Consider the following 12,808-nt stretch of genomic DNA (forward strand, 5'->3'; position numbering starts at 1 on the left):
TGACTCACTCCCGACTGACGGTGACAACGATCTCTGTTCCTCGCCCAGGTTGACTCCTAATCGTTAGTTGTGCGCCGATGCGCTCTGCCCGTTCGCTCATGCCTAATAAGCCAAAACCATCAGAGGATTGAATACTCCCAACTCCAAAGCCCTGCCCATTATCTTTCACGCGCAAACAAAATCGATCGTGATCGTAGATTAGCTCCACTCGAATTTCATCAGCATTGGCGTGTCTGATCGCATTGGTTAAGGCTTCCTGCCCCATCCGCAGTAGGTTACTCTCGACTTCAGCAGGTAGAGAATACGCTGCACCCTCGATCTCATAATACAAAGTGGTATCCGTTGCAGCAGTTCTGTGTTGAGCGACGAGGCGATGTAGAGCGCTCTGTAAACTGCCCGACTCTAAAAGCTGAGGACGGAGCGCCACGACCGATCGCCGCGCTTCAACCAGTCCAGTTCGTGCCAATTCTTTGATCAGGTCTAGATGTGCCCCAGTTGCTTCTAGATCGTCTGTTAGCACCTGGTTTGCAGCTCCTACCTGAGCCAGAATGCCTGTAAACGCCTGAGCGAGTGTATCGTGAATTTCACGCGCCATGCGGTTGCGTTCTTCTAAAATTGAGGCTGCTTCCGCTTGCTTTTGCAGCGTAATATCTCGCGCCAGCCAAATCACCTGTTCGTGCTGAATCAGGGCAATGCGAGCCGAAAACCAGATTTCTCGTCCAGCGATCCACTGGCTGTATTCAACGGTGAGGACTTGTTGGGTTCTCAGCACCTGCTGAATGTGATTCAGGAATTCATCGGCTTGTTCTTTGGCAAAAAGTTGATGCAGCGTTTTGCCAGTACACTCATCTCCATAGGATGGATTTCCTTTGATTGTGCAGATCAATTGCCCTTCAGCATTGAAGATAGATAGCGGATCGGGAATGGCTGCAAGGAGCGCCCGTAATTCTGCTTCAGAGGCTTGCAATGCTGCTTCTGCTTGTTTGCGATCGCTAATGTCCGCAATCACGCCTTCCACACATTCATCGGCAACACTCGGACGAGCCGAGTAAAGTGCCCAAAACAATGTGCCATACCGTCTTCGCAACTGCACTTCAAAGTTCTGCAATTGACCATCGCGGTTGAGTAATTCAATCGCTGAGGAGCGATCGCGGGGACTTACATAACAGTCAACACCATGCAGAATCCCAATCACCTCTTCCGGTGAATCGAAGCCAAATAGATTCGCAAAGCATTGATTCGCATCGAGAATTAATCCATCCGAGAGGCGAGCGCGGAAGATACCGACCTGTGAGTTTTCAAAAATGTTGCGAAACTTGGCTTCACTGCGCTGCAATGTGGCTTCAGTTTGTCTGCGCTCAGCGATCTCTTGCTGTAAGGCTTGGGTTCGCTCTTCTACTTTCCTTTCCAGGGTTTCGGCATAGTTTTCTAACTGCTGATACAGTCGAGCATTTTCTAGTGAAATTGCTGCCTGAGCAATCAATAGGTTGAGAACTTGTAAGCGATTGCTGGTAAACACTCCGGTACTGAGATTGTTTTCCAAATAAAGGATACCAATCAGTTGACTTTGCTTGAGAATTGGCATACAAAGGAGCGATCGCGTCTGTTGATTTTGAATGTAAGGATCAGTCAAAAAAGACGATTTGTTGACTGCATCATCAAACACCACAGTTTCTTGAATGCGCACTACCGTGTGAATGACGGAGATAGGAATCGCTGCACAACCAGCAACAGCAATCTTTTCCAGGTCGCACTGTCTACTCCCACTGCATTGAGCCACCACAGTGAGTCGATCGTCTTCTAGGAGCACCAGAGCGCCTGTTTCGGCTCCGGCATTTTCTATCACCACTTGCATCAACGTGGCAATCAATTGATCGAGATGGATTATTTCTGAAAGGGCTTGAGCCGCTTTCATCACCGCAGCCAGATCGATCGCCGCAGTTGGATGACAGATCGTTTCATCGGTCACGATTGGATTCAATTGTCGAACCAGGTTGGTGTTGAGCAGTTGTGGATAGCGTTTTTCTAAATCTTTAACTTTAGCTATTGCGCCCCAGCGATCGTAGCAATAGTGCGCCTCTTTCATGTAAGTCTGGGCAATCTTTTCTCGACCTCGCGCCAGATAATGTTTAGCTGCTAATTCATAAGCTAATGCTTCTTCCTGAATAAACTCATGTTCAGCAGCACCTGCGATCGCTTGTTCATAAAACTCTTCAGCCTCAAGAAATTGCCCTAAGACTCGCGCTTTCTCTGCCTTGACTAAATGGTATTTGTGCAAAAAATTCATTGGGGCGTGTTCTGCCCATTTTTGCATCTTTTCTTGGTTGGCATTAACGCGATTCAACCAGGGTGCTTTTTCAGAGCTTGAAGCATTTGCCCACAAGCTCAGAACGATTAGGGAGTCATAGAAATGAAATAGAGCTACAGAGAATAATGATGTGGCTGCGCTTAAATACGGTTCTGCCAAAGTAGCCGTTTTTGCAGCTTGCTCATACTCCCCGAACAGGTAGCATAAAATCAGCTTATTTGAGTAAAAGAAGTGAAGGCCAGTTCCATCCTTGACCGCGATCGCCAATGACAGTGCTTGCTCTTCGTCATAGATACAACCCACTAAGCGACTTGGGTTTTCAGATTGACCTCGCAGGTTAATGATTGTTTGTTGCAACATTGCCAGGTAGGTGGCAGGAATCTCTCGTCTAATTTGATGGGTGGCTTTACGATAAATCGCTGTTTGTTGTTCCAGTTCTGTCAGTTCGTGTCCTGCAAAAAAGGAGTTATAACATACGTTTAATGCACAATAACCCGCAGATTCAAACTCTCCACTTTCTATACCGCTTTGATAACCCTCAGCTAAACCAGGGAAGGTTTCTTTAAGGTGGTCTTTCCAGAGAATGATATGGATACTCACCATCATCAATGCTTTGCAATTACCTCTCTTGTTATTCGATCGTTTCGCTAAATTTAAGGATAATTTGCCAAATCGATAGCCCAGTTCAAAGTCTTGTTCAACGCCACATAGGATCATGCCATAGCCAACATAACCAAGCAGCGACCAGATAGCGTTTCCATGGGCGATCGATAAATTCACTATCTTGCATATAATCAGCACCATCAGAGCGGGTGTCGAAATAAAAGCCGGACTATATATGCCTACTAAAATGTAGATTGCTGCCAGTGGCACAGGTTCAGTCATCTCTGGCAAATCAATCAAATCTTCGACTTCCCGCCCAGCCAATCGTGAAGCGGTTTCCTCTAATCCCGCTTGAACATCTAACTGACTTGGAGCTTCCACTAAACTAATTCCTAAGAGTTGCAGCACTTCCAAGCCAGTTTTAAGGGCTTCTTTAGGCTCTCCCCACGACATCCATGCTTGAATCCTGCTATCGTAAACTTTCACGGTGTCTAGCACTGTCTTCGCACGGTTGAGCACTGCTTCTACAAGCCGCTCCATTTCGTCAAAGCGACCACTGAGGTATGCTGCCTCTGCTGCCTCTGAATGCAACACCAAAGTTAGGTCATACTCACGCTGCCAACTTTCCCCATCAAGGAGTTTAAGTCCTATATTGAAATACTTGAAAGCGGCTTCATAAGCCGTCGCTGCCAGCGCTTTCTGACCTGCTTGCAAATTCAGTTTGGCAATCTCATTCCGTTCAAATTGCTCAATGATTAACTCGGTTCCAAAATTCAGATGATCCACAATTTCAAACAACCGCTCTGCTCGCTGCTCTGGCGATGTCTTTTCAAGCAAATTGCGACCGATTTGCAGATGAACCACTTGTTTGTGCGACTCATCAATTAAGGCGTAGGCTGCTTGCTGCACGCGATCATGCAAAAACTTATAGTCTTGAACTAACAAGTTTTCGTCTAATTCAGATAGAGGTTGAATTAATCCAGCATGTATTGCAGCTAGTAAATCTAGAGAAATTATTTTCGGCGATTTTTCACAAGCGATCGCTAACGTCTCTAAATTAAATTCAGCTCCAACACAAGCAGCTAAGCGGAGAATTTGCCGTGTTTCTTCTGGCAATCTCTTCAATTCGCTCAGCAGCAACTCCACCACATTATCGGTAATGTCTTGGGCTTCAATCTGGGCTATATCCCACTGCCAGCTTAATTTTTTCGCATCAAAGGTTAATAGATTTTCGCTATACAGCATTCGCAAAAATTCACATGAGAAGAAAGGGTTGCCCTCGGTTTTACGTAACACTAATTGGGCTAAATCACGAACGGTGTCAATATTTTGGTGTAGCGTCTCGGCAATCAATTGACTCAACGGCTCTAGCGTTAAGGGTGTCAGAATTATCTCCTGAAGCACTACCCCTTGTTTTCGCAATTCTAAGAGCGTCAATACTAGTGGATGCGTTGGATGCACTTCATTATCTCGGTAGGCTCCAATCAAAAATAGATATTGGGTTTGCTCGTCGAGTAATATTAACTCGATTAACTTCAGTGTCGCGGAGTCGAACCATTGTAAATCGTCTAGGAAGATGACCAGGGGATGTTCTTTTGAACAAAACACCCGCACAAAATTTTGAAACGTTAGATTGAAGCGATTTTGAGCTTCAGTTGCTCCAACAGAGGGTACGGGTGGCTGTTTGCCAATAATTAATTCAACTTCAGGAATGACATCAATGATGATTTGCCCATTGCTTCCTAAAGCTGAGAGCAGACGCGATCGCCACTGTTGTATTTGCTCATCTGGTTCCCCCAGTAGTTGCTGCACTAGTTTTTTTAGGGCATCGGCGATCGCGCTGTAGGGAATATTGCGCCTAAATTGGTCAAACTTACCCCAGATGAAATAGCCGTGCTTTGCCGTGATGGGTTTGTAGAGTTCCTGCACCAACGCTGATTTGCCTACTCCCGCGTAACCAGAAACCAGCATCATTTCGACGTGGAATTGTGGAGAATTTGCTTCATTTCCCCTTGCGGCTATTCTGTCAAACGCCGCTAATAATGCTTCAATCTCTCCTTCTCGTCCATACAGTTTTTGGGGAATTTGAAACTGCTCGGAAACATCTTGCAGACCTAATTGGAAGGAGTTAATTTGACCAATTTCTGCTAGTTGCCGATCGCAGCGTTCTAAATCTGCTTTAATGCCCCAGGCACTCCCATAGCGATCCTCGGCATTTTTCGCCATCAATTTCAAAATAAGATCGGAAACAGGTTTGGGAATTTTTGAATTTAGTTCGTGTGGGGGAACAGGCTGTTTGGCAATATGACAATGAACTAGTTCTAAAATGTCTGTAGCGGGAAACGGCAACTGTCCGGTCAAAAGTTCGTAGAATGTTGCGCCTAGCGAGTAAAAATCGCTGCGGTAGTCGAGCATCCGGTTCATGCGTCCGGTTTGCTCCGGCGACAGATAAGCAAGGGTTCCTTCCAGAAGATGGAGACTTTTAAACGTTGGATTGGTGCGGCTGAAGCGGGTGGCAATCCCAAAATCAATAATTTTAACCACGCCCGTATCTAAATTGAAGACAATATTGCCAGGATTGATATCTTTGTGTACGATCTCAGCGTGATGAATTCTGCCCAGAATCTCTGTAATGTCAATGGCTAATCGAAAGAAATTGGCTAAGGGCATAGGGCAGAATCTTTCTGGACGCTGCTGCATCCACCTTTCGATAGATTCTCCACCAAAATCTTCTAAAAGAATTGCGCTCGTGCGTTGATAGTTTTGTTGGCTGTATGCCTTGACAACTCCTGGAAGATTCAGGAAGCGCGTAATTTCATATTCCTGTCTATAGCAGGTTAATTCCTGGGGAGAGGGGTAATCTTGCTTGAGCAGTTTGACAACGATCGCCTGCCCGTCTTGCTCTCTGATGCCGCGATACACTAGAGATGCCGCACTCTCATAGATTTTGCTGTGGATGGCAACTCCAGGTAGGGCAATCATACAACTCTCTGCCGATGAGTGTCATCACTTGTATCATAAAGTATATTGTTCGTGTCGTTTGCCAAATTCCCAAAAATAAAACAATTGGGCAAATTTGTTTACTGCTGGCTCTGCTCAACGGTTCAACCTCTATGATTTGGAGTGAGGCAGGATTCTGCACCGCTACATTTTCTCCAATGAGGGCACGATTCATGAAAACGGCGGTTCTTGTCTAGAGCACGCTGCTTATCGCGTTGAAACCGAGTAATAAAATCAACTTTTCGTTCAATTAATTGTAGCCAAAATCTAAAGTGATAAAATCCTCTGTCTATTAAAAGTGTGGCATGCTTTGCCAGATATGTGAAATGCAAGATAAGTGAAATAAAATTGTATCTTCGATCGCGAAGGGTTTGAGATCCCAATTTAAATCGATTTCGACAATCGTAACAGGATTATTAGTACCAAACCTCAATACTATCCGCATTGTAGAATTCTTGCTGCTCTAGCCTAAATCCCCCCAACAACAATGCCATCCAAGTCTTGACCAATTGCGATCCAGATTCCGGTTGCTGTGGGGCTGGATATTGTACATTCTGTACCAACTCGACCATTGGTAGGTTTTGTACCTGTCTGCTGTTAAAATACTCGGCGATCGCCCTTGGCCAAACAGAGATATCTTCCGCGTGTGCTACTAGTCCTGGATCTTCATCCAAGTGATCGGCTGCCATTTCATCCAATGCATTCAACACAGCTGCTTTATCTACCACACCTGCAACCGATTGAGAATTTGAGTGGGAGGAGCGCGGGTATAGTGGTGGTGGCTCTAGCAATGCATCTAAATCTAACGTCATTGTTTGACGCAGTAGTGGAGCCAGTATATCTTCGGTTAAAATCGGTTCGTCATCACATTCATGGGTTGCTTCCCAGCCATCTAGCAGGGATTGGGCGCGCTCGGCATGAATTTGGGCTATCTTCAAGATGGCTGTAGGGATCGGAACAATTCTGGATCTCGCTCTGTATCAAACCCTATCTTTAGCTTGTTTGTAAGCCTCAAGCTCTAATCTCTACAAGGCAGTTATAGCAATGACTTCATCACTTCTCTGTCATTGCACCCTACTCTGCTCAAACTTGGCTCCAGATGTTGAAAAGCTTGATTCCTCGCTCGGTGTGAAATAATTTTGGCACTCTATGATTTCATGGTTTTCGACTCAACGCCTGATGCCATCAGGCTTTCCCAACGCAGAGTATTGAAACATCACAACAAAGTTGCCCGAACTCTATCTCGAAGTCTATCTGTTCGTTCTTAAGACTATCCTCAACCCTATCTTTCTCTATCTTATTTGTTATCTTAAACATAGCCGCTGGTTGCGTTGGAAGCAACAGATAAACAGCAGGGCATGGCTTCATCGATCGTGATTTGATCGATGAAGCCATGCGTTGCAGATGCCAATCCTTTTTCGATTGACAGCTTGCTAACTCGTTCAGTGCTTATCCTCTTGCTTGATGAATTTGGTGCGTGTTCGGATCGTAAAGAATGCCACTTGCAAACAGTAATGGCGCTTTCGCTCCGGTATTGCGAACCAGGCAGTAGACATCTTCATTGCCTGCAAAACAAGGATGGTACTGCTGTTGCAGTCGCAGATAGTTGAATCGATAAAGTTGGGACACGATTCGTTGGGCTGGCTCATTGCCCGTGTCGGTGCAAGCTTGCAGTTGACCAATGCTAAACGTCTGTAAAATTCGCATACTCGTCCACATTCGCCCTACGGTATTCCGAAAATGCAGCGTGTTCTGACATCGTTTTACCGTTTTCGCACCCCTAACTGGCGGCTTTAAGTCAACGCGATAAAATCTGAGATTTTGGTAGTAAGTCGGATGGGCACGAAAACGCGGCGGAGTACGATCGCCAAGACGAGTCACAAATCCTGCTTGCTCCAGGAGCGATAATAGAAACAAAGCATCAGACTCATCGAATTGACTCCAAAACTCCAGTTGAGTGGTACTGCATTGGTCAAGCCAGATATCGAGCCAGCAGGGTTGCCGATAAAACGCATCTGACGACTCTGAGTCGGAAGCGATCGGGCTGCTCATGGTTGCGACCCCGGCGATGAATCATGTTCATTAATCGTTCTCCACTCGACTGCTTCAACGCCTTCAAATCCAAGTGATGCAAGATAAATCGGCAGAACGGTGAGCCATTCACCACATGCATCGAATAGAGCCTGAATGTATTTGTCGTTCCAATCGAATTGCCCCCAGTATCCAGGCTCAACAACACGCTTCTCGATCGCGATCCAGGTTGGAATCTCGCGCGGCAATTGCGTGCATAGAAACACACTGATCGAGGATCGATCGATCGACGTTTGACGTTCGGTATTCATGATGTTGTAATGGGCAAGAATAATTTGGTTCCTTCGGAGAAGCGCTCTGCGCTTAGCGCGCCTTAATCGTCTTGATAGTCCACTTGCCGAGCGAAGAAAAAAGGCAGTCCTGACCATTGTGTGGCATTGATGCTGTCCCATTTCTGAATGCGTGCAAAAGCTTCAATCCGGCTGAGTCCAACCGTGATTAGACGAATACTACCTTTTGCTGCTTTGTGCAATTGTTCGAGCAAATCCGCTTGCACTTCAATTAGACACAGTTCTTGAGCAATCTTTTGGGTATCTTCGAGATCGCACGGCAAGAAATTGACCCACTGTGAGATGCGTCCGGCAATAATTTTGCGTCGGGCAAGCTGTTTTTCGAGTTTTTGTGACCCAATCAGCCACACTGGAAGTCTAGTTAAATCATGAATATCTCGCACGGCATCGATCATGCGGGAGTTATGAAACAGATAGTCGGCTTCATCGATAAACAACGGACGCTGGCTCAGCTTCAATTGATCCACGATTCCTTGCAACATCTGAGCTGGGAATCGTGGCGGTGCGATCGACAACTCTACCAGAATTGCCATCAGCATTGTCGAAGGCGACCAGAGCGAAATGGCTCGCACATAGAGCCCGTTTTCGCGATTGACGAGCCAAGCGGCAGCAGTCGTTTTACCAAAACCTGTCGGTGCATAAATCAAGCCCATTCTCGGAATTCCAGCTTCACGTTTGTGTGATTCCTGAAAGCCGCTCGACAAGCTGACAATGTTTTTCGTAGTGACAATTTTGTAGCGCATAGTTCTCATTTGAAATGATGTTTAATTGTGACGAACAACTCTAAACTTTCACCCTGATGCACTGAGCCAAACTTGAAACTGGTACTCTTCTACGGAATTGGTGTAGGCTTTCACAATCCCCAATCCTTCAAGTTCGTGAATATAATCGAGAAGAGTTTGTTTATCTTCAAAGGCGGTGTCTTGATTGTTGCGCCATTGCTTGATTGCAGCTTCGAGCAAGGATCGGCGATCGATAATTGCGCTTGTTGAGATCGTTCTCCCATTGAGCCAATCCCAAAACCGTTGCTCTTCAAGTGGAGAAGCTGTCACCGCAGCCAGAAAGCCTTTCCCTTTAGTCGAACTGAACTGTTGTTTCACAGTTTCTAATTCACTCGGTTCTAATTCTGGGCAAGGTTGCTGCTGTTGCCACCGCTCGATCCATTGTTCTAGCTGATAGCGTAACGATCGCTGCTGCTCCTGTTGGATCGCTTGCTGTTGAGATTCGTTTCCAATCGTTTGAGTTCTTGATGGTAGGCTTCGAGATCGATCGTCGGTGGTTCTCTGTCTGCGGTAGAGTCAGCCGCCGCAATCGCAGCCGTTACTGCTTGAATCGCAGGATAATTGTGGAGTTGAGTGTTGATTGTCTGCTCTAGTGCTTCTGCTGTCTGACCAATGAGGAAGTAGGGATCGGCAGCTAACTTGCGGAGCAGTGCTTTTCCGCGTTTGCGAACTTGGTCGATCGACCGCAACAGGATTTCATACAAATGTCTCGCTCGACTCGCAATCTGAGCTAAATCCACGTCATTGGCTTCCCGCCAAACTGCACAGCAGATGAATTGACTAAGTTCAGCACAGGTGTAAAGATAAACAGTGCGCGGCTCCCGTGGATTAAAGTGAAGTGGATCCAAATGGTTAGACAGTTTGAGGGGAGAGTTAAGCTCTAACCCAAGGATCGACACTCGCTCCATCAAGCAAGTTCAAGCGATTTCAAACTTTTCCAATAAACAGTATTAGGAGTTTGATAATCTAATGCTTGATGAAATCTCTGTTCATTATACCATTTAAACCATTTGTTGACCTCAAATCTTAAATGTTTCCCATCATCAAAATCTAGTAAGTAAATCAATTCATATTTGAGCGAGCGCCATAAACGTTCAATAAAGATATTGTCATGACATCTTCCTCTACCATCCATACTAATTTTGACATTGACTTGTTTCAAGCATTGAGTAAAGTCAGTTGAGGTAAATTGACTACCTTGGTCGCTATTAAAGATGTTTGGTTTTCCATAGATAGATAAGGCTTCTGATAAAGCATCCAGACAAAAATCTACCTCCATCGTGTTGCTAATCCTCCATGACAGCACTTTTCGAGAGTACCAGTCCATGATTGCTACCAAATAAAAATGTCCTTTCCTCACAGGCAAATAAGTAATGTCCGTACACCAAACTTGATTGGCTGTCTCTACCGCTAATCCTCTTAGCAAATACGGATAGATTTGATGAGCTGGATGGGAAATAGTTGTGCGTTTTCTCGGATAAACTATTTGTAATCCTAATTGACGCATCAGGCGAATTACTCGTTTGCGATTAATTTCGTAGCCCAGTGAACGCAAATACACCGTCAATTTTCGACTCCCATAAAAAGGGGTTTTTAAGTATTGCTCATCCAATAAACGCAACAGCATCAATTCCTCATCTGAGATTTCTTGTGGCTGATAGTAATAGCTTGAACGAGCAATTCTCAATAGTTGGCATTGTCGGACGATGCTTAGTTGTGGATGGTCAGTCACTACCAAGGCTTTTCGTTCTTCAACCCCAACCGTGCTGACCTGTTGGCTAAAAAATCCCGTTCTACCTTCAACTGCCCAATCTGCCGATACAACTCGTCTATTTGGGCTTGTTGGCTCTCCTCAACTTTATTTGCCTCACTACCCTTCTCAAATAGCGTACTAGCTTCCTCTAACAACTGCCGCTTCCAGTTGTTAATCATGGTTGGATGCACTTCGTGCTGGCTTGCCAATTCTGAAACGGTTTTCTCACCTCGAATAGCTTCTAGTGCGACTTTGGCTTTAAATTGTGGGCTGTACTGCTTGCGTTTGTTACTCATGAACTACTCTTGTCATCTTTTGAGTGGTTCAGAGCTTAACCCCCTGTCCAGTTTTTGGGGACCACTTCAAAGCAAACATAAACACTTCGACCAATCCAAGTCGCAAGCTCTGCTGCAACATAAAGCCGTCCTCCGACCGAAATCCCTTGTCGTCCGACTTTTCGCATTCCCGATTTCCCAGGTGCTGCCATCATCAGGAAGTCGAGTTCACGCGGATTTTGAATTGTGCGCTGTATCCAATCTTGACCCATTGCTTCTGACAGCACTTCGAGCGGAGATTTACCTTCCAATCCAATGCCGGGTCGTCCATGCGATCGCTGCTCATATTCGACGCACCAGAGATCGCACCATTGCTGAAATTCGTCGATCGACATTGCTAGTTCAATCGCAGGACGATTCTCTGACGATCGTAAGGTTTGGCGATCGCTGACATTGTGACCCACGAAGAAAGGATTTTTGACTAAATCACGATGCTGAAAGGTGCGATTGAAGCGTTCGACAAACGGCTTTTGCTCAGGATGTCCAGGCAAGCAGCGTAAATCTTCGGTTTCCACTCCTAAGTTGGAGAGAAAGCGTTGCACCCGGCGACTGAGATATTCTTTGCCGTGATCTGTGCGAATGTGGTCAGGAACGCCCCACTTGAGAATCGCAGTCGCAATCAGCAAGCAAACTGCTTCCGTATCGGAGTGTTTGGTAGCGTACAGCATCACACGCCGCGTAAAGACATCGATACAAGCAATCACAAAGGCGCGAGTCAGTTGTACAGTTTCAGCAACTTCCGTCTTGCAATTGATATCCACCCGCATCGAGTCAAGTTCCCAGACGTGATTCGGATAAAATACGGACTGCGATCTCGATCCAAAGGCTGGACTGACTAACCCTTTGGTGCGATCTGGAGTCAGATACAATGCCCACTCCTGCGGATGTCCCAACCGAAATCGTCGTAACCAATCGCGCAATTGACCGAGTGAAACCTGATTGGGATCTAATCCAAACTCAAGCTGTAAGATTTCATAGATTTGGCTTGCGCCCCAATGTTTTCCGCCTGCGACAAGGCAGGTTTTAATTGCAGCTTGAAGGTCATAGTCTGCATCAATTCTGCCCCTGCCGCGCCGATGCCCATACTTGCCGCCCAATGCTGTAATCCGATCGGCAGTGCGGCGTAGTTTCTGCTTGGCTTTGAGCGAACTACGTGAGAGCTTGGGCAGAACCGCATAAACCCAATCGGGTAATTCTAATTGTTGTTGATTGTAAGCATCAACGAATGCAACATCTCGCTCCAACTTGGTTTTGAAATGGGCAGGGTTAATCTCAGTCTCATATAGTCTTAGGATTACTAACCAAGCATCTGTGCGATCGTTGATTGTCGTTCTAAGCTTCGGTCTGGATTCAGGTTGATGTATTGCTGCCTGAGCAACCAGTTCAATCTGAGTGTTACTTTCGTTCAACGCCGCTTGGGTAAGTGCAGGCAGACTGTTGTGAGCATACTCGTTGCCACCCCCTCGTCCTTGACGTGAGCGTGATTTCCAGCCTTCGAGTTTAGCTTTACGTGTGACATTATGGGGAGCAGAGGGCATTCCAGGAAGTCCGGACAATTCAGAAGCGGAATACCAACGCTGTGCATTCGTTCTATGACAATCGTTAAGCATCCTCATATCGACGTTGAAGTGCGATCAATCCGATCG

9 protein-coding genes are annotated in these 12,808 nt (G+C 46.0%); all 9 read right to left on the bottom strand.

Annotation, left to right across the window (positions count from 1 at the left end):
• Positions 1-4 precede the first annotated feature (4 nt).
• Positions 5-5,893: an AAA family ATPase gene (locus N4J56_RS37460; protein WP_317112000.1), complete on the bottom strand. Its 5,889-nt coding sequence runs from the start codon at positions 5,891-5,893 to the stop codon at positions 5-7.
• Positions 5,894-6,327: 434 nt separating this feature from the next.
• A complete protein-coding gene (locus N4J56_RS37465; RefSeq protein ID WP_317112002.1) occupies positions 6,328-6,849 on the bottom strand; it encodes a hypothetical protein in 522 nt (173 codons plus the stop codon).
• Between the two features lie 511 nt (positions 6,850-7,360).
• Positions 7,361-7,963, bottom strand: a complete 603-nt coding sequence (locus tag N4J56_RS37470; RefSeq protein ID WP_317112004.1) for a hypothetical protein — start codon at positions 7,961-7,963, stop codon at positions 7,361-7,363.
• Positions 7,960-8,253 carry a hypothetical protein gene (locus N4J56_RS37475; protein WP_317112006.1) on the bottom strand — a complete coding sequence of 98 codons (294 nt, stop codon included), beginning with the start codon at positions 8,251-8,253 and terminating at the stop codon, positions 7,960-7,962. The genes N4J56_RS37470 and N4J56_RS37475 overlap by 4 nt, the downstream gene beginning before the upstream one ends.
• Before the next feature lie 62 nt (positions 8,254-8,315).
• Positions 8,316-9,035 carry an ATP-binding protein gene (locus N4J56_RS37480; protein ID WP_317112008.1) on the bottom strand — a complete coding sequence of 240 codons (720 nt, stop codon included), beginning with the start codon at positions 9,033-9,035 and terminating at the stop codon, positions 8,316-8,318.
• A gap of 48 nt (positions 9,036-9,083) precedes the next feature.
• On the bottom strand, positions 9,084-9,392 hold the full coding sequence (locus tag N4J56_RS37485; RefSeq protein WP_317112010.1) for a hypothetical protein: 309 nt from the start codon (positions 9,390-9,392) through the stop codon (positions 9,084-9,086).
• 68 nt (positions 9,393-9,460) lie between these two features.
• Positions 9,461-9,922 (bottom strand): hypothetical protein, encoded by a 462-nt coding sequence (locus tag N4J56_RS37490; protein ID WP_317112011.1) that lies wholly within the window; start codon positions 9,920-9,922, stop codon positions 9,461-9,463.
• Positions 9,923-9,981: 59 nt separating this feature from the next.
• Positions 9,982-11,123, bottom strand: a protein-coding gene (locus tag N4J56_RS37495) for an IS3 family transposase (RefSeq protein ID WP_317107289.1) whose coding sequence is annotated in 2 segments (ribosomal slippage) — positions 9,982-10,862 and positions 10,862-11,123 — 1,143 coding nt in all. Because the reading frame shifts where the segments join, the coding sequence is not laid out codon by codon here.
• 35 nt (positions 11,124-11,158) lie between these two features.
• Positions 11,159-12,778 (bottom strand): DDE-type integrase/transposase/recombinase, encoded by a 1,620-nt coding sequence (locus tag N4J56_RS37500; RefSeq protein ID WP_317112012.1) that lies wholly within the window; start codon positions 12,776-12,778, stop codon positions 11,159-11,161.
• Positions 12,779-12,808 lie beyond the last annotated feature (30 nt).

It is taken from the genome of Chroococcidiopsis sp. SAG 2025 (genome assembly GCF_032860985.1).
Taxonomy (GTDB): domain Bacteria; phylum Cyanobacteriota; class Cyanobacteriia; order Cyanobacteriales; family Chroococcidiopsidaceae; genus Chroococcidiopsis.

Excerpts from the sequence above, each read along its gene's own strand:
- N4J56_RS37470 (WP_317112004.1), bottom strand. The coding sequence starts at position 7,963 with ATGAGCAGCCCGATCGCTTCCGACTCAGAGTCGTCAGATGCGTTTTAT.
- N4J56_RS37480 (WP_317112008.1), bottom strand. The coding sequence starts at position 9,035 with ATGCGCTACAAAATTGTCACTACGAAAAACATTGTCAGCTTGTCGAGC.
- N4J56_RS37500 (WP_317112012.1), bottom strand. The coding sequence starts at position 12,778 with ATGAGGATGCTTAACGATTGTCATAGAACGAATGCACAGCGTTGGTAT.
- N4J56_RS37475 (WP_317112006.1), bottom strand. The coding sequence starts at position 8,253 with ATGAATACCGAACGTCAAACGTCGATCGATCGATCCTCGATCAGTGTG.
- N4J56_RS37460 (WP_317112000.1), bottom strand. The coding sequence starts at position 5,893 with ATGATTGCCCTACCTGGAGTTGCCATCCACAGCAAAATCTATGAGAGT.